The sequence below is a fragment of the Gramella sp. MT6 genome (genome assembly GCF_019357415.1).
Taxonomy (GTDB): domain Bacteria; phylum Bacteroidota; class Bacteroidia; order Flavobacteriales; family Flavobacteriaceae; genus Christiangramia.
The window spans coordinates 3,344,931-3,369,212 of sequence record NZ_CP048410.1 but is presented as its reverse complement, the minus strand read 5'-3'; the positions used below and the strand labels follow the sequence as shown (position 1 = coordinate 3,369,212).

Sequence of the window (24,282 nt, the reverse complement as noted above, 5' to 3'; positions counted from 1 at the left end):
AAAAAACTACTACCTTAATTTCCTTAAAATCTTTATTGCTCGGGATTTGTATCCGGCGGAAGAGGAGACGATGTCTTTATCTAATATACCCTTTAATTCTTCGGATATCCACTCTCTTTCATTTTTCAGATCATAAATATTTTGCATTGAAAAAACTTTGACGGCTGTTTGTTCTTCGGAAATTAACCAAAGAAAGGAAAGGTCAATAATTGTAGATCTTATGGACGTATTAAATTGAAAATTTGAATTAGGGTCTAAGTGCTTATTTATAGAAAAATTATAGATCTTGGCCAGGCATCTTCTTGAAGAAGAATCGGTATATCCTTTTCCGGAAATAACCAATTCTGATATATAGGGATACAGACAACTGAAATTCTTACGGCCTAAAACCTCAATGACCATTAAAGCTTTAAGAGAAAAGGCTTCATCATGTTTAAAGATATATTGCATGACCTCGTTCAGCAATTCATCAGATCCAGAGATCTTTTCAGCGGCTTCTTCTCTTTTCTTTATAGTCGCATTAACCTGATCAAGAATTGATCGAGCTCTCATTTCTCAGTATTCATTAGTTTTTTCACCAATGTCGGTACACCTTCAACGGCTGTATCGCTTATTATATGAAGATTTCCGCTTTCTGCTATATTAGGTTTTGGGTCTATAAAATAGACAGGAGTTCGCCGTGGTGCAAAATCCACCAGGCTGGCAGCCGGATAAACCTGCATGGAGGTTCCAATTATCATTAAAATATCGGCTGTGGCGGTTATTTCAGCCGATTTCTGGAACATGGGTACTGCTTCTCCAAACCAAACAACATGTGGACGTAACTGGCAATTATGTTCACAAAAGTCACCTGGATTTATATCTTTTCTCCAGTCCATGATGAGGTTTTCATCAAATGTACTTCTGGCTTTAAGCAGTTCTCCGTGTAGATGAGTAACATTTTTACTTCCAGCTCTCTCATGGAGATCGTCTATGTTCTGGGTAATAATCTCAACCTGATATTTTTCCTGTAATTCCGCCAACGCATAATGGGCTGCATTTGGTTCTACCTGCAATAATTGTTTTCTTCTCTGATTGTAAAAATCCAACACCAGCTCCATGTTGTTTTCCCATCCAAAAGGGGAAGCAACCTCCATAACGTCATGTCCTTCCCAGAGTCCGTTTGCGTCTCTGAAGGTTTTTATTCCGCTTTCGGCACTTATTCCGGCACCTGATAAAACTACAATTTTCTTCATTTTAACATTTATTAACGCACTTTTTTGTTTTTGTTAACAACCGTTATTTTATTCCTTACCGTAACTAATATAGTTTTAAGCGCAGAAAGCGCAAAAGCTTTCTGAATACTTTAATAATAACCAAATTCTATTTATGAAAAATTTATTTAAACTTTTAATGTTAGCATTGCCTGTAATGCTATTTACAAGTTGTGACGAGGATGATGACTTCGCTACAGCTGTCGAGGAAACCGATCGAACGGGGACTTCAACAACTTACGATCTTGTGTCCAAATCTGATCCTTCAATTTCGGGAACCGCAACTTTTTATCAAAATAGTGATAATAGTACGTTTGTGAAATTGAATTTACAAGGAACACCAGATGGAGGTATGCATCCAGCTCACATTCATTTTAATTCTGCTGCAGAAGGCGGCGACATTGCTATTAGCCTTGAGCCTGTAGATGGTTCTACCGGGTTTAGCGATACTGAGGTTACTGCACTGGATGATGGCACAGCTATCACTTACGAGGAGCTTATTAATTTTGATGGATATATTAATGTTCATGCAAGCCCTGATGATCTAAGTACTCTTGTTGCCCAGGGGGACATAGGACAAAATGTATTGACTGGAGTTTCAAAAAGTTATGATCTTAACACTAAAGACGTTGACGGGATCTCTGGAAGTATATTATTTGAGCAGAGAGTGAGCGGGGACGCTCTTGCTACTATCATGCTTGATGGTACTCCAGATGGAGGAATGCACCCAGCTCATATACATATGAATTCTGCCGCACAGGGAGGAGATATAGCAGTTACCTTTAATTCTGTTGACGGTACTACAGGAATGAGCCAAACAAACATATCTGAGCTTAATGATGGTACAGCTATCACTTATAGCCAGATTTTAAATTATGATGGATATGTAAATGTTCATTTAAGTGCCGATGACCTTGGGACTCTTGTAGCGCAGGGAGATATAGGCGAAAATGAGTTAACCGGAGAATCTAAAACATATGCACTTGAAGAAAGAGCTGTTGATGGTATTTCTGGATCTGTTGTATTCGAAGAGAGAAAAAGCGGTGACGCTTTAGCTACAATAATGTTAGATGGCACTCCAGAAGGTGGAATGCATCCAGCGCATATTCACATGAACACTGCTGCAGAAGGAGGAGATATTGCATTTACCTTCAATCCTGTGAATGGAACTACAGGAATGAGCATGACAGATGTAGCTATGCTTGATGATGGAACTAACTTTGGTTATTCTAACGTACTTTCTTATGATGGATATGTAAATGTTCATTTAAGTGCAGATGCTCTTGGAACTATCGTTGCACAGGGAGATATTGGACAGAATGAACTTACAGGTGAGTCTAAATCTTATGATTTAGATGAAAGAGCTGTTGAAGGTATTTCTGGTTCTGTATTATTCGAGGAACGAGTGAATGGAGAAGCTCTTGCTACTATTATGTTAGATGGTACTCCAGATGGAGGTATGCATCCTGCACATATTCATATGAATACTGCTGCTGAAGGTGGAGATATAGCCTTTACTTTTAACCCGGTGAATGGAACTACTGGTATGAGTAGAACTAACGTTGCTATGCTTGATGATGATACAGAGTTCGGTTATGAAGATGTTCTTGATTATGACGGATATGTAAATGTTCATTTAAGTGCAGATGCTCTTGGAACTATCGTTGCTCAGGGAGATATAGGTCAAAATGAGTTAACCGGTATGTCTAAAGTATATGATCTTGATACAAAAGATGTAGCTGGTATTTCTGGTTATGTTCAATTTGAAGAAAGAAATAATGGAGAGGCTCTTGCTACAATAGTATTGAATGGTACTCCAGATGGAGGAATGCATCCTGCTCATATTCATATGGGATCTGTTGCTGAAGCTCCTGGAGATATAGCTTTTACTTTTAACCCTGTAAATGGTACAACAGGTAGAAGTAGGACTAATGTTGCTATGCTAGATGATGACACAGAGTTTGGTTATGAAGATGTTCTAACTTATGATGGATATGTAAATGTTCATTTAAGTGCTGAAGACCTGGCCACTCTTGTTGCCCAGGGTAATATTGGAAGCAACGAATAATAAAATTAATCTGATAAATTAAACCCGGCTATATGCCGGGTTTTTTTATTTTTACCCTGAAATGAATGATAAAGAAATCTTAGATCACCTCCAGGAATTCCTTACGCCAAGACGTAAATCTCTATTCGAAAAAGTTCTGGCTGAACGTACAGATCATTTGACTGTGGTTGCTCAGGATGTTTACCAGTTGCACAATACCAGCGCAGTAGTGCGTAGTTGTGATGTATTCGGGATACAGAATATTCACGTGATAGAAGAAAAAATTCCGCGTAGAATAGATAAAGAGATCGCTATGGGTGCTCAGAAATGGGTTGATATTAACCGGTATAATTCTGCAAAAGACTGTGTGAAAAAATTGAGGACTGAAGGTTACAGGATAGTCGCCACCAGTCCGCATGATGATTCTCAATTACTGGAAGATTTCGATATTAGTACTCCTGCAGCTCTTTTCTTTGGAACCGAAAAAGATGGATTGTCTGAAGAAATAATGCGGGAAGCAGATACTACAATCAAAATACCAATGGTTGGTTTTACTGAAAGTTTGAATATTTCTGTTTCGGCAGCAATTATATTACAAAGCCTAACTTCAAAACTCAAAAGATCTAACGTAGAATGGCAATTTAGTGAAGAGGAAAAAGCAAGGATCAGAATGAATTGGACTAAAAAGACCATTAAAAATTCAGAACAAATTATTGAAAGATTTCTGAATCAGTAATTATTTGTAACTTTTACTCGCCTAAACCTACTTAATGACCCTCTTTTTTTATTTAATTATAGCGCTAATTACATTTTTTGCTTTCCTGCACGCGTGGGCGAAGAAGGAATATGATGTAAGTAGAACCGTGGTTATCAATAAACCAAGGGAAGAAGTCTTCAATTTCGTAAGACAGCTAAAAAAGCAACCTTTGTGGAATCCCTGGTTCAAACGGGATCCGGAAGCGATTTTAAAATATAAAGGAGAAGACGGTAAGATTGGAGCAAGTTTTTACTGGAAAGGAAATAACAAGGCAGGTGAGGGGATACAACGAATCGTGAAAGCCAAGCAAGGCAGGGTTTTCGAAACAAAGATCCTTTTTGTGAAACCCGTTAAAGTAAATGCCCTAACCTATATTGGGGTTAAGGAAATTGAAGCGGAAAAAACTAAAATGGTATGGGGAACCCGAGGAAATCTGGCTTTTCCATTAACTATCATCAGTATATTTTATTCTCCTGAAAAAGCTCTTGGAGAAAAATTTGAGGAAGGTCTTAAAGAATTAAAAAGTATCCTGGAAGTCAATTAGTTCTTTTGAAGAACTTTGTACTCTTCGTAACAGCTGTTAATTGCATCCAGTATCTGAAGATCATTTGCTGTTTTCATGAAATCCTGTGAGTAATTGCAATTATTGAGTATCTCGTCAATTTCAGCTCTGTTCACCTGTAGTAAAGCCATCAAAGTTTCACGGTCAAATTTATTACGCAAAAGACTACGGATGTTATCATCCTTCTTCATTTGACGTAATTTCTTCATTTGTCTCGGCCTGGTGCCAAAAATGTTATAGACCATATCTGCAGGATTAGAAAGCGATCTAATCGCTTTAGTCACTGCATTTGGTGATGAATCACCTCCTTCATACCCAGAGTTTAATCCTGAAATGCTATAGCGGTAATTGTCATAAATAGGAATATTCTTCGCGTCAATTTCGAGATAACCAGTTAATTTAACAGAGTTTACCGTTACCTCTTCCAGAGCAAAACCAAGTTCGGTCATTTTTACCTTCACGTTACCGTACTTAAGCCAGTCATTGGTAACTCTTACACGTATGGATCTGAATCCCAGATAAGAAAAGTATAACGTATCATTAACTGTAGCCTGAAGTTCAAATTCTCCGTTTTCATCGGTAACTGCACCTTTAACCTGGTTCAGGTTAACGATATGCACATTTTCGATAGGCTTATCATTGGCGGCATTCATTACCGTCCCGGAAACCATATCCTGAGCAGACATGTATCCCGATATCAGGAGAAAAAATATAAGAAGGGTGTTTTTCATAACAATCGGGGCTAAAAATATAAAATCCTTATAAAAAACAATGCCAAACTTAAAGATTAAGTTTGGCATTTATTGAATTTATTAAGCTTTCGATCTTCTTCTCTTTATTGAATTCTCGATATTCTTATTTCGGCTTCCTTTTCTTGGGCCTTTATCATCTCTTTTTTCAGATCTTCTTCTTCCGCTGAATTTTCCACCTTTATTATCGTCAAAGCTTTTAGAGTTTCTTCTTCCTCCGCCGCCACCGCTGCGTTCTCTCTTTCTTCCTCCGCCACCTCTGCCAGATTGCTGGTCTTTGGTAACTTCAACATTTACGAACCTGCCGTTCTGCTTGTATTCAGTAAAGGTTTTAAGAATAAGGTCTGTGTGCTTTTCATCTGTATTAAAAAATGAGAAACTGGCTTTGCAATCAACTTTAAATACATCGTCTCTATCAAGATTAAGTTCTTCCGTAAGGAAATCCTTAAGACTTTTCCAGTCATATCCGTCTTTAGATCCAACATTGATAAAATATCTGGTATTCCCCTCAGAAACTTCTGGCCTACCGCCTGCAGATTCTGCATTAAGATCTGGAGCTTTCTGATAGTAATTAAAGAAACGGGTGAATTCTACCGAAAAGAATTTTTTGATCAATTCTTCCTTGGTGAAATCTTCCAGAGCTTCGTTTATGGTAGGAAGGTAAGGATCAATATCGTGATTGATCTCTGTCTTCTTGATATCATTAGCTAAATGGAAAAGCTGCGTTTTACAGATCTCTTTCCCATCAGGAATTTGTTTCTCCTCGAATTTCTGCTGAATGATTTTTTCAATAGTTCTGATCTTACGAACTTCACTTTTTGAAATGATCACCATAGAAACACCGTTTTTCCCGGCTCTACCTGTTCTACCACTACGGTGAGTATAGGTTTCAATTTCGTCTGGCAACTGGTAGTTGATTACGTGAGTAATATCATCTACATCAATTCCACGTGCAGCAACATCTGTCGCCACAAGCATCTGGATCTGGCGGCTTCTGAAACTCTTCATTACCAGGTCACGCTGATTCTGACTTAAGTCTCCGTGTAATGCCGCAGCATTATATCCATCCTCAATAAGTTTTTCAGCAACTTTTTGAGTATCTCTTTTAGTTCTACAGAAGATCACTGAGAAAATATCAGGATTAGCATCTGCAAGCCTTTTTAAAGCATCGTAACGATTACGGTGATTTACTAAATACCACTCGTGAGAAACGTTAGAAGTACCCATGTTTTTAGATCCTACAGTGATTTCAACAGGATTTGTCATGAACTTCTTGGCGATCTTTGCTACCTCTTTAGGCATAGTTGCAGAGAATAACCAAGTTTTCTTTTCTTGCGGGGTATGTGAAAGGATACTCTTAATATCTTCATAAAATCCCATGTTCAGCATTTCATCTGCTTCATCAAGCACACAATATCCAATAGAGGAGATGTTTGCCATTCTTCTGCGGATCATATCCTGCATTCTACCTGGAGTAGCTACGATGATCTGAGCTCCTCTTTCGATGGCTCTTGCCTGATCTGTAATACTAGCTCCACCATAAACTGCAACTACGTTCAAAGATTTTTTATACTTAGAGTAGTTCTTAAGTTCATTAGTGATCTGTAAACACAGTTCACGGGTAGGTGAAAGGATTAATGCCTGGGTTTTCTTAGAATTTGAATCAATTTTCTGGATTAGTGGAAAACCAAAGGCAGCTGTTTTACCAGTTCCTGTTTGTGCCAGTGACACAAGGTCGGTTTCCTGTTCTAATAAGATTGGGATTGATTTTTCCTGTACTTCACTTGGAGTTTCAAACCCCATGTCTTCAATGGCCTTAAGCAAGTCTGCGTCAAGTCCAAGTTTTTGGAATGCGTTCATTCGTTTTTATGTAAGTATTCGATTATGATATGTAAGTGTTACATAAGAAGCGAATCGACATACTTAAAACCTAAACTTCTAGCAACACATCCTCACCCTGAGGAATTTCAAGCGGCAAATATAGTCTTTTATTTCTGACTACCTAGAATAAATATTTTTATTTAAATATTTGATTGTCAGCTAGTTTTGAAACTAGGAGTTTCTTGTGCGGCTTTTTATTTTGAAAGATATTCAATAAGTGCTCGAAAAGCGATCCCTCTATGACTGATTTTGGTTTTATCGCGCAGATCCATTTCCGCGAAACTTTTGTCAAATCCATTGGGTAGAAATACAGGATCATAACCAAAACCCTTGTTGCCTATTCTTTCTTTCAGGATAGTGCCTTCGCAAATTCCGGTGAAAAGGTTTTCATGACCTTTCAAATTAAGCGCTATTACGGTCCTGAATCTGGCAGTCCTGTCATCTCTTTTTTCAAGCTGGCTTAGAAGTTTTTCAACGTTCTTTTCATCGTTCTTTTCGTCTCCCGCATATCTCGCCGAATAAACTCCAGGAGCCCCGGCCAGTGAATTTACCTCCAGGCCTGTATCATCTGCGAAACAATCATACCCATAATGATTCTTCACATAATCTGCCTTGATCATTGCATTTTCGTCGATGGTATCTCCGGTTTCAGGGATATCCTCCTTACAATCGATATCTGTAAGCGAAAGAAGTTCGATATGATCTGGTAGAAGTTCTTTGATCTCCTTGAACTTATTAGGGTTATGGGTTGCAAATACTAGCTTCATGTCTTATTTATCTATGATGATATGGTTCATTTTTCAGGATGGTAAAAGCCCTGTATAATTGTTCGGTAAAAAATAATCTTACCATTTGATGGGAAAAGGTCATTTTAGAGAGTGATATTTTCGAATTAGCTCTTTTATACATTTCTTCAGAAAATCCGTAAGGCCCGCCAATAATAAAGATCAGCCTTTTTAGGCCTGTGTTCATTCTTTTCTGAATATACTCTGAAAAGCTTTCTGAACTGAATTGCTTACCGTTCTCATCGAGCAATACCAGGAAATCTGAATTCTGTATCCCGGAAAGTATTAATTCCCCTTCCTTTACTTTTTGCTGATTCTCGTCCAGGTTCTTTACCTTTTTAAGGTCTGGAATAATTTCTAATTCGAATTTGATATAATGCTGAAGTCTATCTTTATAGATCTTTATAAGCGTATCCAGTTCTCTTTTATCTGTCTTTCCTATACAGACTAATTTTATGGTCATCCCGTGATTTTAGTACAGACTTTACTACATTTACAAAAATAAGCAGAGAAAATGATCTCACCGGAACAATTCGAAAAAGAAATTGAATTAATTATTAAAAATGCAATCAGGGAAGACGTTGGTGATGGAGATCACAGCTCACTTGCCTGTATTCCTGAAGATGCTACCGGAAAAGCAAAATTACTGGTCAAGGATCAGGGCATCCTTGCCGGCGTTGAGTTTGCAAAAAGAGTTTTTAATTATGTAGATCCAGAATTAAAGATTGAGGTCCTTTTAAAGGATGGGGACCAGGTAAAGCGCAGAGATATTGCATTTTTTGTGGAAGGCAGCTCCCAGTCAATTTTAAAAGCAGAAAGGCTTGTGCTCAATGCTATGCAGCGTATGAGTGCTATCGCCACCAAAACAGCTGAATTTGTTACGAAGCTGGAGGGAACTAAAACCAGGATACTCGATACCCGAAAAACCACCCCAGGCATCAGGGCATTAGAAAAATGGGGTGTAAAAATAGGAGGAGGGGAGAATCACCGTTTTGCACTTTATGATATGATAATGCTTAAGGATAATCATATAGATTTCGCAGGAGGAATCACCAAAGCTATTGAAAAGACCAAAAAATATTTGGCAGATAACGATCTTGACCTAAAGATCATTGTGGAAGCCAGAAATATGGAAGAAATAAGAGAGATCTTGAAATCTGATGGTGTTTACAGAATCCTGATAGATAATTTCAATTATGAAGATACCCGTAAGGCGGTAGATCTTATTGATGGAAAATGTTTCACCGAATCAAGCGGTGGAATTACACTCGAAACCGCTAGAAGTTATGCTGAATGTGGTGTAGATTTTATTTCCAGCGGTGCCTTAACTCATTCGGTACATAATCTTGACCTGAGCTTAAAAGCCGTATAATATGGCCCCAGAGAAAGCAGTTAAATCCAAACTTGAAGAATTTTCCGATTGGTGGAGACGCAAGACCAAGAAGATCATTTTGCCGGGTTTGGAAGGACTGTCGCTGTATAATCTCTGGATAATTTACTGGGGTGGTATAGTTAAAGGGACTTTTTCAACCAGGGCAAGTTCTATCGCCTTCAGTTTTTTCATGGCGATTTTCCCCTTTCTTCTTTTTATACTTAACCTCATTCCATACATCACCTTTATTGACGATTTCCAGATCCAGTTCTTACTTTTTATGGATACGCTACTGCCGCCGGAAACTTCAGATTTTTTCGGGACTATTTTCGAAGATATTGCCAATACTCCAAGAGGTGGATTATTATCTGTAGCATTTTTCCTTTCTATTTTTTTAATGACCAATGGAGTGAATGCGATCTTTACCGGGTTCGAATTTAGCTATCATACAAAAAATAACAGGTCTATTCCGCGTCAATATGCTGTAGCCGTGGGAGTTTCGCTAATACTGGCATTGTTGTTGCTTATATCAGTAATAGGAGCGGTTTATATGACCTATGCAATAGACGACCTGAGTAATTTAGGGATTGATGTAGCTGGAGGTTTCGGGGAGGATCTAATTAAATATATAGGATTTGTAATACTGATCTATAGTGCAGTTTCAATTTTATATTATTTTGGAACCAGGGAGGCAAGACAGGCCCGTTTCTTTTCGATCGGTGCTTTGTTTACCACGATTTTGATAATGATCACTACATTTTTGTTCAGTTTGTACATTACAAACTTTTCAAATTATAACGAATTATATGGATCTATAGGTGCTCTTTTAATTTTAATGTTTTATATATGGCTGAATTCCAACATGTTGCTATTAGGCTTTGAACTTAATGCATCTTTGATCAAACTGAAGAAAAAATTTAAATAACTTTAAACCAAACTAAACCCTTAATAATGAAAAAAATAATTTTTGTTTTTATCGCACTTATGAGTGCAGGCTTAATCTCGGCTCAAACTGAAGTTGGTGGAGTAAACCTACCTAATTCTGAAACTTTCCAAGGACAAACCCTAAACCTCAATGGTGCAGGCGTTCGTGAAAAACTTTGGATAGACCTTTATGCAGGTGGTTTGTATCTAACCAGTAAATCTTCTGATGCTTCAAAAATTATGGGAGCAAACGAACCTATGAGTATTAAGCTTCATATCGTTTCGAAACTTATTACCAGCGATAAAATGATGGAAGCCGTTAACGAAGGTTTTGAGAATTCTACAAATGGTAATACTAAACCTCTTGCAGCCAAGATCAAGAAATTCCAGGATTTCTTTCTTGAAGAGATCAAGCGTGACGATATTTTTGATATAGTATATATGCCATCTCAGGGTGTTGTCGTTTACAAGAACGATAAAGAGCTTGGAGTTATAGAAGGTATGGATTTTAAAAAGGCTTTATTCGGAATATGGTTGTCTAATAAACCGGCAGACGATGACCTTAAAGAAGCTATGCTAGGAAAATAATATGAAGGTCCTTTCTTTGATAATTGTCTTTTTTGCCTTGATTTGGATTCCTATTCAAGGGCAATCTGTAATTGGAAAATGGAAGAATACCAATGAAGAAGGCAAGGTGAACTCCATTATCGAGATCTATGAAAAAGGAGATAAGATATATGGTAAGGTAGACAAGATAATGAAGGAGGAGGACCGCGATCGTATCTGTACCAAGTGTCCGGGAGAACTTAAAAATGAACCTGTTCAGGGTATGGAATTAATGAAAGGTCTGGAGAAAGATGGTAGTGAATATGTAGGAGGAACTATCGTTGACCCCAAAACCGGAAAAAAATATCGATGCAAGATATGGCTTGAGGAGGATAATCCAGATGTTTTGAAAGTTCGCGGCTATATTGCCTTATTTTATAAAACTAAGGAATGGCATAGAGCTAAATAGATTATACAGAATATAAAAGCTGTTCTTAAATTTTCAGTTTTACTTTCGAAAAACTAATGATTCTTAATATTTTTGAATTCAATAGTTAGAGGGTAAGCTAAGATTAAGAACAGCTTTTTCTCTTTTTATAAACCAACCCGTTATAAATGTCCTATTTCGCTGATCTTATCCTGCCACTTCCGCTGGATAACCGCTTTACATATAGTCTTACAGATGAAGAAGCCCGGTTTATTCAGCCCGGGATGCGACTGGCAGTGCAGTTTGGTAAAAACAGGATCTATACCGGGATCGTAGCAGAGATTCATCAAAATCCGCCTGAGGTTTATGAAGCGAAACCAATTCACCAGATCCTGGATGAAAAACCATTGCTCACCTATGAGCAATTAAAGTTCTGGAATTGGCTGGCTACCTATTACTTGTGTACAGAAGGGGAAGTGATGCGTGCTGCTTTACCGGGGGCGTTTTTACTCGAGAGCGAAAGTATCGTTAAGCTTTCGAAGGATGTTGAGATCGAGACCGCTGTTTTAAATGACGATGAATATTTGGTGGTTGAGGCCCTGCAAAGGCAGTCTTCCATGAAGATACAGGAGATCGAACAGTTGCTGGACAGGAAAAAGGTGTTACCGGTTATCAATAAACTGGTATCTAAAAATATAGTTGATCTAAACCAGGAGATCTACGAGCAATTCAAGCCGAAAGAGGTTCGATATGTGAGACTGAATCCTGCATTTGAAGCCGAAAGTGAAATGCATGCGCTGCTGGATGAACTTTCGCGGGCTCCAAAACAGCGAGAGATCGTTCTTTCTTATTTCTCAATTACCGCAAGGTCGAAAAAGTCATTAAAGGTCAAGGAACTATTAAAAGAATCGGGAGCCAGCGCCTCTATTTTGAAAAGCCTTATCGATAAAAATATATTTGAAGAATATTACCAGGAAACAGACCGGATAGTTTTTTCAGGCGAAATTAATTCTCACGAGATCCATCTTAATAAAATTCAGCAACAGGCTTTTGGAGAGATCAAAGATAATTTTGAAGAGAACAGGGTTTGTTTGCTGCACGGTGTGACTTCTTCCGGTAAGACGGAGATCTATATAAAACTTATCGAGGAAGCTATCAATAATGGGAAGCAGGCATTATATCTTTTGCCTGAAATTGCGCTAACTACGCAACTCATAAAAAGACTTCAGAATTATTTTGGAGATAAGGTTCTGGTATATCACAGTAAATATTCTTTAAACGAGAGGGTTGAGATCTATAATAAGGTTCTGGAATATTCAGAAAATGGTAAAATAGTTATTGGAGCCAGGTCTTGCGTCTTCCTGCCGTTTCAGGATCTGGGTCTAGTTGTGGTTGATGAAGAGCATGAGTCTACTTTTAAGCAATTTGATCCCGCACCGCGCTATCATGCCCGGGATGCGGCCGTGGTCCTGGCTAATATGTTTAAAGCCAATATTGTTCTGGGTTCAGCGACGCCTTCTATAGAATCTTATTTTAATGCCGAGCATAATAAATATGCTTTGGTAGAATTGAATCGAAGGTTTGGGAATGTCTTGATGCCCGAAGTTGAGATCGTGGATATTAAAACAGCCCATCGAAAGAAGAAAATGACCGGACATTTTTCTGAAAGACTTATCGAGGAGATCAAAGAAAGTCTTAAGGAAGAGGAGCAGGTGATCCTTTTTCAGAATCGAAGGGGATTTTCGCCGATTATGGAATGTAATACCTGCGGGCATTCTCCGCAGTGTCCTAATTGTGATGTGAGTCTTACTTATCATAGCAATAACAATCAGCTGCGTTGCCATTATTGTGGTTATCATATTGCCATGCAACATCAGTGCATGGCTTGTGGAAGTAATGAGATCTCTACGAAGGGATTTGGAACTGAACAGGTGGAAACCGAGTTAAAAGCATTGTTTCCAAAGAATAAGATTGGGAGAATGGACCAGGATACCACCCGGGGAAAATATGCTTATGAAAAGATCATTTCAGCCTTTGAAAATCATGAAACTGATATTCTTATTGGTACTCAAATGCTTACAAAAGGTCTTGATTTTAGAAAAGTAAGTCTCGTAGGGATCATGAATGCCGATAATCTCCTGAATTTTCCTGATTTTCGGGCCCATGAAAGAAGTTTTCAGTTAATGTTGCAGGTAGCAGGGAGATCTGGCAGGACCAAGAAAAGAGGGAAGGTTCTAATTCAAACCTATAATCCGCATCACCAGATCATCCAGCAGGTCTCAACAGGCGATTATGAAGCCATGTATAAGGAGCAACTGGAAGACAGGTATCAATATCAATATCCACCATATTTTCGGTTAATACGGTTAACTCTAAAATGCAGGGATTATTCCAAAACTAATGAAGCTGCCGAATGGCTGGCGAGAGCTCTGGAAAATGTTTTTGATCGGTATGTATTGGGTCCGGAATTTCCTCCGGTCGCCAGGATTAGGAATGAGTACTACAAGAATATTCTTATAAAGATCCCAAAAAAGCAGTCATTAGGGAAAACAAAGAAAGTGGTGCATAGAATTCTAACTACCTTCAGGGCTATTGGTGCTTACAGGTCGGTTAGGGTAGTGGTGAACGTAGATCCGCAATAAAAAAAAGCCACTTTTTAGTGGCTCTATATATTAAGGTAATTTGATTTTTACTGTATCGCGCTCAGAGCTTCAACCAGGTTCGCTTTCTTATGACGGCTTAAAGGTAATTTCTCTTTATCGATCTCTATATTTTTACTGTTATAACGTTCTATCTTGTCGAGATTTACAATATAAGATTTGTGCGTTCTTAAAAACCGGTCGCTAGGTAGTTGCTTTTCAAAGGATTTCATAGTTGCTAGAACTACAAAATTATCTTTTTCGGTCACAAACTTCACATAATCACCAAGTGCCTGAATGTACTTTAGTTTACCAAGAAAAACCTTTCTATTCTTAAGATTACTCTTAACGAAAATGAAATCATCATCTTCTGGTACAGCAGTTTGATGTTTCAGTTTGTAAAGATTTACCGCTTTATTTACCGCGTTATTGAATCTGTCTTTAGTTACCGGTTTGTGAATATAATCCACGGCATCATAATCGAAAGCCTTGAAGGCATATTTAGTTTTTCCGGTTACAAAGATGATCTGAGGTTTATTTGGAAGGTTGTCCAAAAGCTCGAATCCCGAAAGTATAGGCATTTCGATATCCAGGAATATAAGATCTGTTTCAGTATCTAATAAACCATTTTTGGTTTCGATCGCATTATTATATTCGGCAACGAGTTTAAGATTGGGATGATCTTTTATCAACTTAACAATTGATAGCCTTTGCAGGCTGGAATCATCAACGACGGCACATTTGAGTAGTACTTCTTCCACGGTTAATAGGTTAGTCACTAACAATATTACTCATTAAATATAAGAAATACAAGGTAAAATATTTTTACATCGATAAAATTTGTGTTTTATCCTCATTATTAAGCTTTGAAATAAGGAATATAAATCATATTTTTGCAGCCGATTTAATTTAAAGATTAATTATATGAACAATTATGAAACTGTTTTCATCTTGAATCCCGTTTTATCTGATGAGCAGATAAAGGAGACAGTTAAGAAATACGAAGATTTTCTTGTTTCGAAAGGGGCTGAGATGGTAGCTAAAGAAGATTGGGGCCTAAGAAAACTGGCTTATGCAATCCAACACAAGAAAAGTGGTTTTTATCACTTATTTGAATTTCAAGCTCCTGGTGAAGTTATTGAGCCATTAGAATTAGAATTCAGAAGAGACGAGCGTATGATGCGTTACCTAACTGTAAAGTTAGATAAGCATGCTGTAGCTTGGGCTGAAAAAAGAAGAAAACGTAACAAGGAAAAAGCGTAATCATGGCAACATCTATTGAACAACAAGCAAAAGGAAAAAAAGACGGAGAGATCAGGTATCTTACTCCTCTTAATATAGAAACAACCAAAGCTAAAAAATACTGTAGATTCAAAAGATCTGGTATTAAGTACGTTGATTACAAAGACCCTGATTTCTTAATGGGCTTTGTAAACGAACAGGGGAAATTATTACCTCGTCGTTTAACAGGTACTTCTTTGAAGTTTCAGAGAAAAGTGGCTACAGCCGTTAAGCGTGCTCGTCACTTAGCATTAATGCCTTACGTAGGTGATTTATTAAAATAAAAAGAGGCAGTTATGGAAGTGATACTTAAAAAAGACGTAGATAATTTAGGTTTTAAAGATGATGTAGTAGCTGTTAAGAACGGTTACGGTAGAAATTATCTTATTCCACAAGGATATGCTGAATTGGCAACTCCTTCTGCAAGAAAAGTTTTGCAAGAAACTTTGAAGCAGCGCGCCTATAAAGAACAAAAGCATATTGACGAAGCTAAGAAACAAGCTGAAAAACTTAACAACCTTGAAATTAAGATGACTGCGAAAGCAGGAGCAGGTGATAAGTTATTCGGTTCTATCACCAATGGTGATCTAGCTGATGCTCTTGCTAAAGAAGGTGTAGAGATCGAAAAGAAATACATTAACATCGCCGGTGGTAACATCAAGCGTTTAGGACAGTACGAAGCAACTTTGCGTTTTCACCGTGAGGTAGTTTCTAACTTTACCTTTGACGTGGTAGGTGAAGCTTAATTTATTTTACTTATAGAAAAAAGCCTGCTCATTTATGAGTGGGCTTTTCTTTTTAATATTGATTATGAAATACGCAAGATTAACTAAAGAGCAGTTTGAAGAGATGCATCAGGAATTCATCAATTTCCTGGCTACACAATCTATCACTGCAGATGAATGGGAGCAGATCAAGAAGGACAAACCCGAAGCTGCCGAAGAAGAACTGGATATTTTCAGTGATCTTATCTGGGAAGGAGTTTTAAATAAGGTAGAATATCTGGAACATTTCTCACCCAACCAGATCTTCTTGTTTCATATAACTACAGCGACCATAGAACTTATTGCTGTTAAAATAGAGAATGAAGCGATAGATATCACTACTCGTGAAGGTTATCAATGGCTTCAAACGAATCTTATGGATGATACTGTAACTATTTATACCTCTACCAGGGCAATAAGTGACGACAGAAATAAGGATATTTTTGCACTTATCAAGCAGGGAGCAAATATCACCCAGGGTGATCTTTATGGTTATTTCAAGAATATAGTAGAAGGCTAATTACTCATATCTCAGGGATTCAATAGGATCCTGCTTCGCTGCTTTTGCAGCCGGATAACTTCCTGCGAGAATTGCTACGAGTATGGTGATACCAGTCGCCCATAACATCGCTTTCCACGGTGTGGTAAATGCAAAATCAAGCGAAGTGGCCACTGCGTAACCTATTCCTATTCCCAGGAGAATTCCAAGTAATCCGCCAATCTGGCCTATAACCAGGGTTTCCAGGAAGAATTGAGTTGCGATCGTATTTTTCTTTGCTCCTAATGCCTTTCTTACTCCGATTTCACGTGTTCTTTCGGTAACGGTTACCAGCATAATATTCATTAAAGCTATTGAAGATCCAAAAATGGTGATAATAGAAATGATCCAGGCTGCAATATTCAGCGCGCCGGTAATGGATAAAATTCGGTTGATGAGATCATCACTACGTTCCAGGCCAAAATTGTTTTCTTCTCTCGGGCTAAGCCCACGAATATTTCTGAAAGTGATGATAGCCTCATCCATCGCGGCATCAAGCAATTCTTTATCTTCTACTTTAACGCTAAGGCTATAATTAATGTTTGGCTGAGAAAATAATGACCGAGCATGCTGGATAGGGATAAAAACGCGCAGGTCCTGGTTATTTCCAAAAGTACTTCCTTTAGATTCCAGCACTCCTATAACCTTAAATTTGGCTCCCCGAATACTGATCGTTCTATTTACAGGATCAAATCCTTTAAATATTCCGTCTTTAAAATCTGATCCAATTACCGCAACGTTATTATTATTATCTATATCAAAAACGTTGAATTCACGGCCGTCTTCTACTTTTAGTCCAGTATTTTCCAGGTAATATTCATTTACTCCTAATACAGATATTTCGGGATCTGTCTTTTCATTTTCATATTTTATCTCTGCAGAAGAGGTCCCGGTAAATGAAATAGCAGTTTCAGTAAAAGGATACTCAAAATTCTCTTCAAATTCTTTAACCTCGCGATAACTTATAATAGGATTTACTTTTCTTTCCTCGTTTCCAAAACTCTGTGTTCTGAATTCGTATCGTTGTAAGTTGAAAGTATTAGATCCCATGGAAGCAAAATCCTTACTTATAGTGTTTTCAAGAGCTGCTACTGCACTTAAGATGCCCACAAGCGCAGTTATTCCAATGGCAATGATAAGCACCGTTAGAATGGTCCTGAGAGATTGATTTTTAATGGAATTAAGGGCTATCCTTATATTTTCCCGAAAAAGTGAAAACATGGGTTGAATTTTCTGGCTTACCGGTTAGACTATAAAATTAGAACTTTGTTACTTAAAATTTCAATTTTGTTTGGGTTCCCTTAAAAATTAAGATATTTGCAATCCTTAATAGCAAATTCAGCTTAAACAAGATCATGGCACAAAAACCATCAATACCAAAAGGTACCAGGGATTTTTCACCGGAAGAAGTCGCGAAGAGAAATTATATTTTTGGAACTATTCAGTCTGAATTCAAGAGATTTGGATTTCAGCCAATTGAAACCCCAAGTTTCGAGAATTCCTCGACCCTGATGGGTAAATATGGTGACGAAGGTGACCGCCTTATATTTAAGATCCTTAATTCAGGGGATTTTCTGAAAAAGGCAGATGAAAATGCCCTTGCTGAAAAGGATAGTTTGAAACTAACTTCTTCTATTAGTGAGAAGGCTTTGCGCTACGATCTAACCGTTCCTTTCGCACGTTACGTGGTTCAGCATCAAAATGAGATAGAATTCCCATTTAAAAGATATCAGATACAACCAGTGTGGAGAGCAGATCGTCCACAAAAAGGAAGGTTTAGAGAATTCTATCAGTGTGATGCCGATGTTGTTGGAAGTAACAGTCTATGGCAGGAAGTTGAATTTGTACAGTTATACGATTCGGTTTTTAATAAACTTGGCCTGGAGGGAGTAACCATCAAGATCAATAACCGTAAGATCCTATCAGGTTTTGCCGAAGTGATAGGGGAGCAGGATAAACTTATCGATTTCACGGTAGCCCTGGATAAGCTCGATAAAATAGGCGAAGAAGGAGTAAAAAAGGAGATGCGTGAGAAAGGTATTTCTGAAGAAGCGCTGAAGAAGATCCAACCTATATTTAGTCTGTCAGGAAGTTTTGCTGATAAGATAGAAGGTCTTAGATCTATTTTAGAAGGTTCAGATAACGGCCAGAATGGTATTGAAGAATTACAATTCATTCAGAATGCCATCCAGGAAATGCCATTGAAAACCGCGAAATTAGACCTTGACGTAACCCTCGCTCGTGGATTGAACTATTATACAGGAGCGATCTTTGAAGTTGCTGCGCCAGATAAAGTCAAGATGGGATCTATTGGTGGAGGAGGTCGTTATGACGATCTTACAGGAATCTTTGGATTGAAAAATATGAGTGGTATTGGTATTTCCTTTGGCTTAGACAGGATCTATCTGGTTTTGGAAGAATTAGGTTTATTTCCAGATACCGTAATCCAGAATACAAAAGTTCTTTTTATCAATTTTGGAGAAAAGGAAGCGCTTTACGCCATGAAAGCGGTAAGGAATCTAAGGGCAGCAAATGTGACTGCCGAGCTTTATCCTGACGCAGGGAAAATGGGTAAACAAATGAAACATGCCGATAAAAGAAATATACCATTTACGGTGCTGGCCGGAGAAGAAGAAATGAAAGAGGCGAAATTTACACTGAAACACATGAAGTCTGGTGAACAAAGTAGTCTTGATATCGATGGTCTGATAGACGCCCTTTCTTAAAAAGATTTTTAATCACAATTTTTAACCCTCATTTAATCTTTAGATGAGGGTTTTTGTTTTAAACTACTGAAATTCAATATTTTGAACTATATTGAATAGGATTTTATTTCTTTCAAATTTTCAGTTTTTTAGTAAAGATGGCAGTTTTCGGAAAAACTTTTAGAGCCTTAACGATAGGAGGTATACTTTTTATTTTTCCTCTTATTATCCTCATATTATTGATCCTGAAAGCGGTCCATTTAATTCGTCCTATTGTCCATAAATTCGCAAATGCTTTCGGGATCGAAACGATCTTTGGTACGGCTACTATTACCTTGCTAAGTATTGTCCTGATAGTTTTTATATGCTTTATTAGTGGAGCTCTCATTCAAATGGGATTTTTAAAAAAGTGGAACTCATCTTTTGAAGAAACCTTATATCTTCTTTTTCCTCCCTTACAACGTCTTAGGTTTCGATTTTTTAGTGAAGAACAGGATTCAGATAATACGTGGGAATCAATTTTAATCAAGCGCGATGATGGCTTTAAAATCGCATTTATAACCTTCAAAAGCGATAATGGCTTCCTAAGTATTTTTATTCCTGACGCTCCAGATATTAGTACCGGAGAGGTAATCCTTATTGAAAAATCTAAATGCATTTATCATCATATCCCGCGAAAGGAGGCCATGAAGATGCTGCAAACATTCGGAAAAGGATTGAGTATGGAAAAGTATGAAGAAATTAAAAAACCGTAACTAATTAGCAATTAGTTATTTATATTTATAATGACTATCCGGTGTATATTAAAGTTGAATTATAAAGAATCGGATAATTTCAGAATTCCATCATAAATCTTCGGTATGAAAAAGATCTATATTTTAGGACTTGTCTCACTACTTTCTGCGCTTAATCTAAATGCTCAGGATATTAACTTAACTCTTCAGGGCGGCTATTTCTTTGATGATAGTTTTGATTCATATTTTGATTTTGATGAATTCTATGAGGGTAAAATAGAAGGTGGGTTTCAATGGGGTGTAGGCGTGGAATACATGGTAATGCCAGAAAACGGGTTTGAGTTAAGCTACTTAAGACAGGATACTAATAGTCCAACAACTTACTATAGGAGGAATGACGCCTACATACAGTTCACGAATTTTGACCTGGGGATCAATTATATAATGCTGGGAGGTAATAGATATTTTAGAATTCCCGAAAGCCAGGTCGACGGTTTTATTGGTCTAATGGCCGGAGTTGTTACGGCAAGCGTAGATAATCCAGAAAACGGTAATAAGAATAATGCAACCAAGTTCGCCTGGGGAGCAAAATTTGGAGGGGTATACTGGTTTTTAAATTATTTAGGTTTTAAAGCTCAGGCAAATATCATTTCTTCAGTTCAAGCCATGGGCGGAGGTCTGTATTTTGGTACTGGCGGAACAGGAGCAGGTTTAAGCAGTTATTCAACGATATACCAATTTGGTTTTGCTGGTGGTCTTGTTTTTAAGTTTAACCGTTGATTTTTAGAATATTGATCAAAATTTAATTCATATGAAAAAGTGTTTGATTTTTTTCTCATTCCTTTTAGGATTCAACGTGAATTCTCAGAATAAGAGTCTGGATACGGTAGCAGTTCGGGTATTAGATCGTATGGCGGAATTCATAGGTGGATTGGGAGCAGTAAGCTTTACGGCAGATATTTCCACAGATGTTGAAAAAGGAAAATATGGATCAATTAAAGAATATTCCACTGCACAGGTTTTTATGGTTGGCCCTGATAAAATGCACGTTCAATCTAACGGTTCAGACGGGCATAAAGGATACTGGTATAATGGGGAAACACTTGTTTACTATTCATTTAATGAAAATAATTATTCTGTAGTAGAAGCTCCGTCAGATATTATTACCATGATGGACAGTATTAACCGAGCTTATAACATTGAATTTCCAGCCGCTGATATTTTCTTTCCTGATATAGTAGATGTTGTAATTGAAAATTTTGATCATATAGTTTACCTGGGGGAGAAGGAAATTGAAGGTGAGAACTGTCTTCATATCCAGGCAGTAAATAAGGACATGAATCTTCAATTATGGATAAGCAATGACGCGTTTTATTTGCCGCTGAAGTACCTCATAATCCATAAGGATAATAACACTCAATTTGAAGTTACTTTCCTTAATTGGGACATTAATCCTGATTTGCCATCTGAAATGTTTTCTTTTGATCCACCTCCAAATGCGCGAAACATAGCTATTATGGCTAATGAGCTTCCTGAATAATTACAGTTCTTTAAAATTTTCTGATTATGAAATCTTCTTCCTCTTATAAAATCAAATATCTAACCCTGATAATTTCCATGATTCTGTTCAGCTTTCCAACACTTACTATGGAAGCTCAAAGGATCAATCGAGGAGGTGGCAGGGCTCAAATGTCAAGGCCGGCAGCAAGACCTGCTCCTTCTAGACCTACCAGGAATGTAAATAACAGAAGCAATGTTTCCAGGCAATCTCCAAATAGATCTATCAATGGTGGTGCAGTAAGAAGTAAAAATACCCGAATGCCATCACGTGATTTAAGCACCAATAAAAAATTAGACAGATCAGAGATCAAAAGACCACCCTCCACCAGACCTGCAACCGGAAGAGAACAGGTAACTGATAAAAGGCCAGGCGATCGTAATCCAGGTGACAGAAACCCAGGTGACAGAAACCCAGGTGATAGAAACCCCGGAAATCGAAATCCGGGAGACAGGAATAATATTAATATCAATATAGATAATAGCCGGGATATAAATATCCGGAACACCCAGGTTCGTTCTAGTGGTAGAGTATATATTAGACCACCTTATATTTTCGGGGGTTTTGGATTTTATGCCTTCAGACCTTATTATTACCATCCTTACCGTCCCTTCTACTGGGGCCCTTACTGGCATCCATGGGGATTCTTTGTAGCAACTATGGCTACTACAGCAATTATAATAAGTATTGAGAATCAGCAATATCACTATGATCAGGGAGTTTATTATATCGAAGAGGATGACGGATACCGGGTAGTTCAGGCACCTGTGGGAGCAGAAATAAAGGAGTTACCCAGCGGTGCGCAAACGGTAGAAGTCAGTGAAACCACTAATAATTATTATTATGGAGGGACCTATTATGAAAAAGATGGAGAAATGTATAAGGTGGTGCCTCCAACAGCAGGAACCATAGTTCCTAACTTACCTGAGGGAGGTGAAGAGGTGAGGGTAGGAGAGCAGACTTATGTGAAATATGGTGATACATATTACCAGCCTGTACAGGTTGATGGAAAAAACATGTACGAAGTGGTGGAAGTAAAAGAAGAGTCATAGTTCTATCTATAACTCTTCAATATAATCAGGAACTGGCCTGGTCGAGTTTATCCATCTCTTCTGAAGATAATTCAATATCTATCGCCTCCTGAAAAGACTTTAAGTGTTCGGTTTTTGAAGCACTTGCAATAGGTGCTGTAATGCCTGGTTTTTGCATGATCCACCTTAAAGCAATCCCTGCTTGAGAAATATTATGATGATCTGAAATGTCCTTTAAGGCTTTGAGAATATTTTCGCCATTATCATCAAAATAATTTTTTAGAAATTTTTCGCGATCGGTTCCTTTAATGTCTTCGTTAGAGCTATACTTTCCGGTTAGAAATCCGCTTGCCAGCGAGAAATAACTTATAACTCCAAGGTCATTCTCTATACAAATATCCTGAATCTCACCTTCAAATTTATTTCTCTCAGCCAGACTATATTCGGGTTGAAAAACTTCATATTTAGGTAAATTTTCTTTTTTGGATGCATCCAGGGAAGCTTGCAATCTTTCAGGTGATAGATTTGATGCTCCAATATACCTCACTTTTCCCTGCTCGATCAACCGTTTATATGCTTCAAGGGTTTCTTCAACCGGAGTTTTATCGTCATCCCAGTGCGTGAAGTAAAGGTCAACATAATCTGTTTTCAATCTTTGCAGGGAATCTTCGATAGCTTTCATAATATGTGTTCTGGAGATGTCTTTATCACCTCCTTCCTGCATACTAGAACCAACTTTGGTGGCAAGAATTATCTTATCTCTGTTGCCTCTCTTTTTCATATAATCTCCAATGATCCTTTCAGATTCTCCGCCGGAATTTCCTTTGGCCCACCTGGAATAAACATCGGCAGTATCTATCATATTAAATCCCATATCGAGAAACTGGTCCATCAATTTAAAAGATTCCTTTTCATCAGCGGTCCAGCCAAATACATTTCCACCAAAAACTATAGGAGTAGTATATAGCTCTGTTTTTCCTAATTGTTTCTTCTTCATTTTTTTCGGTTTTGTGATAATATAAGATTAAACTTCAAAATCGACCTTTAATAGCCTTCATCTTAGAAATAGTTTAACAGGTCTTGCCTTTATCTTAACTATTTCTGGAAATACATTTTCCTACCTTTTGAATAACCATTAAAATTAAAAATTATGAGACTTACTATTATATGTTTATTATTTCCAGTACTGTTAAATGCCCAGAAAGTAGCAGATAAATTTACTTTATCACCCGCAGGTTTTGAAGATTCCGTAGTTCGGGAATATCCTGGCAAATCTGATTCTGAATTGTTCCTCGCAACAAAACGGTGGGCAGATAATATAATTTCCAATCCCAATGAAGCGATAAGCCGTGAAATAGAAGACCAATATCTGGAATATAAGGTTTTTGTTCCACAGGCTTTTTCAATAGAGAATAAAGGACAGACTTTTACCTGGGATGCCATGTTCGATCTGGCATTCAGATATAAAGATGGATTCATTCGCTATGATGTAGAGATGGTGGAGGTGTCAAGTCCAGATGCGCCCGCGTTTCAAATTGTAGGCGGCATGAATGACTGGGCTTTTTATGCTGAAAATAATCAGCCATATCCTTTAACTTCAGATGCCCGCGCTATCTTGGAGGAGACCGTGAACGATTTTATTCGCGGAGTTTCAGCCTATGTGAACAGAGATGCTGAGATTCCTCCAAAAGATTAGAACCGATTAATTTCAATGAAAAAGAAATGGATA

The 24,282-nt window shown here is 37.7% G+C and carries 27 protein-coding genes; 18 read left to right on the top strand and 9 right to left on the bottom strand.

From position 1 onward, the window contains the following. Window positions 1-9: 9 nt before the first annotated feature. Together G3I01_RS15225 and G3I01_RS15220 are read right to left on the bottom strand one after the other, a co-directional pair. A complete protein-coding gene (locus G3I01_RS15225) occupies window positions 10-552 on the bottom strand; it encodes a hypothetical protein (protein WP_219549240.1) in 543 nt (180 codons plus the stop codon). Beyond that, window positions 549-1,235 carry an NAD-dependent deacylase gene (locus G3I01_RS15220; RefSeq protein WP_219549238.1) on the bottom strand — a complete coding sequence of 229 codons (687 nt, stop codon included), beginning with the start codon at window positions 1,233-1,235 and terminating at the stop codon, window positions 549-551. Before G3I01_RS15220 ends, G3I01_RS15225 begins: the two co-directional genes overlap by 4 nt. 133 nt (window positions 1,236-1,368) lie before the next feature. On the opposite strand from G3I01_RS15220, the gene G3I01_RS15215 reads away from it, so the two are divergent. The 3 genes from G3I01_RS15215 to G3I01_RS15205 all read left to right on the top strand — a co-directional run bounded on the left by G3I01_RS15215 (window position 1,369) and on the right by G3I01_RS15205 (window position 4,601). Next, the gene (locus G3I01_RS15215) at window positions 1,369-3,321 is read left to right on the top strand and encodes a superoxide dismutase family protein (protein ID WP_219549236.1); all 1,953 of its coding nucleotides are present in this window, start codon (window positions 1,369-1,371) and stop codon (window positions 3,319-3,321) included. 61 nt (window positions 3,322-3,382) lie between these two features. After that, on the top strand, window positions 3,383-4,036 hold the full coding sequence (locus G3I01_RS15210; RefSeq protein ID WP_219549234.1) for an RNA methyltransferase: 654 nt from the start codon (window positions 3,383-3,385) through the stop codon (window positions 4,034-4,036). Between the two features lie 34 nt (window positions 4,037-4,070). Further along, on the top strand, window positions 4,071-4,601 hold the full coding sequence (locus tag G3I01_RS15205; RefSeq protein ID WP_219549232.1) for an SRPBCC family protein: 531 nt from the start codon (window positions 4,071-4,073) through the stop codon (window positions 4,599-4,601). Here the strand turns inward: G3I01_RS15205 and G3I01_RS15200 are convergent. From G3I01_RS15200 to rlmH, 4 genes are all read right to left on the bottom strand, one after another. Next, on the bottom strand, window positions 4,598-5,350 hold the full coding sequence (locus G3I01_RS15200) for a carboxypeptidase-like regulatory domain-containing protein (RefSeq protein WP_219549230.1): 753 nt from the start codon (window positions 5,348-5,350) through the stop codon (window positions 4,598-4,600). The genes G3I01_RS15205 and G3I01_RS15200 overlap by 4 nt on opposite strands. Before the next feature lie 81 nt (window positions 5,351-5,431). Next, a complete protein-coding gene (locus tag G3I01_RS15195; protein ID WP_219549228.1) occupies window positions 5,432-7,228 on the bottom strand; it encodes a DEAD/DEAH box helicase in 1,797 nt (598 codons plus the stop codon). Window positions 7,229-7,443: 215 nt separating this feature from the next. Further along, window positions 7,444-8,016 carry a non-canonical purine NTP diphosphatase gene (locus tag G3I01_RS15190; protein WP_219549226.1) on the bottom strand — a complete coding sequence of 191 codons (573 nt, stop codon included), beginning with the start codon at window positions 8,014-8,016 and terminating at the stop codon, window positions 7,444-7,446. Between the two features lie 7 nt (window positions 8,017-8,023). After that, window positions 8,024-8,497, bottom strand: coding sequence for a 23S rRNA (pseudouridine(1915)-N(3))-methyltransferase RlmH (gene rlmH / locus G3I01_RS15185; protein ID WP_219549224.1), 474 nt, complete (start codon window positions 8,495-8,497; stop codon window positions 8,024-8,026). A gap of 51 nt (window positions 8,498-8,548) precedes the next feature. Here rlmH and nadC point away from each other — a divergent pair, with 51 nt between their 5' ends. From nadC to priA, 5 genes are all read left to right on the top strand, one after another. Continuing rightward, entirely contained in the window at window positions 8,549-9,406 is an 858-nt protein-coding gene (gene nadC / locus G3I01_RS15180; protein ID WP_219549222.1) for a carboxylating nicotinate-nucleotide diphosphorylase, read from the top strand. 1 nt (window position 9,407) lies between these two features. Beyond that, on the top strand, window positions 9,408-10,331 hold the full coding sequence (locus G3I01_RS15175) for a YihY/virulence factor BrkB family protein (RefSeq protein ID WP_219549220.1): 924 nt from the start codon (window positions 9,408-9,410) through the stop codon (window positions 10,329-10,331). A 26-nt stretch (window positions 10,332-10,357) separates the two neighbouring features. Then, window positions 10,358-10,918, top strand: coding sequence for a chalcone isomerase family protein (locus G3I01_RS15170; protein ID WP_219549218.1), 561 nt, complete (start codon window positions 10,358-10,360; stop codon window positions 10,916-10,918). A 1-nt stretch (window position 10,919) separates the two neighbouring features. Beyond that, window positions 10,920-11,345: a DUF2147 domain-containing protein gene (locus G3I01_RS15165; protein WP_219549216.1), complete on the top strand. Its 426-nt coding sequence runs from the start codon at window positions 10,920-10,922 to the stop codon at window positions 11,343-11,345. A 146-nt stretch (window positions 11,346-11,491) separates the two neighbouring features. After that, window positions 11,492-13,945 carry a primosomal protein N' gene (priA, locus tag G3I01_RS15160; protein WP_219549214.1) on the top strand — a complete coding sequence of 818 codons (2,454 nt, stop codon included), beginning with the start codon at window positions 11,492-11,494 and terminating at the stop codon, window positions 13,943-13,945. Between the two features lie 47 nt (window positions 13,946-13,992). On the opposite strand, the gene G3I01_RS15155 is transcribed toward priA, so the two are convergent. Continuing rightward, window positions 13,993-14,703, bottom strand: a complete 711-nt coding sequence (locus G3I01_RS15155) for a LytTR family DNA-binding domain-containing protein (protein WP_219549212.1) — start codon at window positions 14,701-14,703, stop codon at window positions 13,993-13,995. A gap of 163 nt (window positions 14,704-14,866) precedes the next feature. Here G3I01_RS15155 and rpsF point away from each other — a divergent pair, with 163 nt between their 5' ends. From rpsF to G3I01_RS15135, 4 genes are all read left to right on the top strand, one after another. Further along, the gene (gene rpsF, locus G3I01_RS15150) at window positions 14,867-15,205 is read left to right on the top strand and encodes a 30S ribosomal protein S6 (RefSeq protein WP_108171712.1); all 339 of its coding nucleotides are present in this window, start codon (window positions 14,867-14,869) and stop codon (window positions 15,203-15,205) included. 2 nt (window positions 15,206-15,207) lie between these two features. Further along, entirely contained in the window at window positions 15,208-15,507 is a 300-nt protein-coding gene (gene rpsR / locus G3I01_RS15145) for a 30S ribosomal protein S18 (RefSeq protein WP_026916063.1), read from the top strand. Window positions 15,508-15,519: 12 nt separating this feature from the next. Continuing rightward, window positions 15,520-15,969 (top strand): 50S ribosomal protein L9, encoded by a 450-nt coding sequence (gene rplI / locus G3I01_RS15140; protein ID WP_108171711.1) that lies wholly within the window; start codon window positions 15,520-15,522, stop codon window positions 15,967-15,969. 64 nt (window positions 15,970-16,033) lie between these two features. Further along, window positions 16,034-16,507 carry a DUF6495 family protein gene (locus tag G3I01_RS15135; RefSeq protein WP_219549210.1) on the top strand — a complete coding sequence of 158 codons (474 nt, stop codon included), beginning with the start codon at window positions 16,034-16,036 and terminating at the stop codon, window positions 16,505-16,507. Here the strand turns inward: G3I01_RS15135 and G3I01_RS15130 are convergent, their stop codons facing one another. After that, window positions 16,508-17,746 (bottom strand): ABC transporter permease, encoded by a 1,239-nt coding sequence (locus G3I01_RS15130; protein ID WP_219549208.1) that lies wholly within the window; start codon window positions 17,744-17,746, stop codon window positions 16,508-16,510. Window positions 17,747-17,880: 134 nt separating this feature from the next. Here G3I01_RS15130 and hisS point away from each other — a divergent pair, with 134 nt between their 5' ends. The 5 genes from hisS to G3I01_RS15105 all read left to right on the top strand — a co-directional run bounded on the left by hisS (window position 17,881) and on the right by G3I01_RS15105 (window position 22,574). Continuing rightward, entirely contained in the window at window positions 17,881-19,251 is a 1,371-nt protein-coding gene (hisS, locus tag G3I01_RS15125) for a histidine--tRNA ligase (RefSeq protein WP_219549206.1), read from the top strand. A 137-nt stretch (window positions 19,252-19,388) separates the two neighbouring features. After that, window positions 19,389-19,985 carry a hypothetical protein gene (locus G3I01_RS15120; RefSeq protein ID WP_219549204.1) on the top strand — a complete coding sequence of 199 codons (597 nt, stop codon included), beginning with the start codon at window positions 19,389-19,391 and terminating at the stop codon, window positions 19,983-19,985. A gap of 105 nt (window positions 19,986-20,090) precedes the next feature. Next, on the top strand, window positions 20,091-20,744 hold the full coding sequence (locus tag G3I01_RS15115) for a hypothetical protein (RefSeq protein WP_219549202.1): 654 nt from the start codon (window positions 20,091-20,093) through the stop codon (window positions 20,742-20,744). A gap of 31 nt (window positions 20,745-20,775) precedes the next feature. Next, complete coding sequence (locus G3I01_RS15110) at window positions 20,776-21,504, top strand: DUF2092 domain-containing protein (protein WP_219549200.1); 729 nt, start codon at window positions 20,776-20,778, stop codon at window positions 21,502-21,504. A gap of 26 nt (window positions 21,505-21,530) precedes the next feature. Next, window positions 21,531-22,574 carry a DUF6515 family protein gene (locus tag G3I01_RS15105; protein WP_257710648.1) on the top strand — a complete coding sequence of 348 codons (1,044 nt, stop codon included), beginning with the start codon at window positions 21,531-21,533 and terminating at the stop codon, window positions 22,572-22,574. Window positions 22,575-22,599: 25 nt separating this feature from the next. On the opposite strand, the gene G3I01_RS15100 is transcribed toward G3I01_RS15105, so the two are convergent. Next, a complete protein-coding gene (locus G3I01_RS15100; RefSeq protein ID WP_219549198.1) occupies window positions 22,600-23,550 on the bottom strand; it encodes an aldo/keto reductase in 951 nt (316 codons plus the stop codon). Between the two features lie 153 nt (window positions 23,551-23,703). Between G3I01_RS15100 and G3I01_RS15095 the strand changes: the two genes are divergently transcribed. After that, window positions 23,704-24,249, top strand: a complete 546-nt coding sequence (locus G3I01_RS15095) for a hypothetical protein (RefSeq protein ID WP_219549196.1) — start codon at window positions 23,704-23,706, stop codon at window positions 24,247-24,249. The last annotated feature ends 33 nt before the right edge of the window (window positions 24,250-24,282 follow it).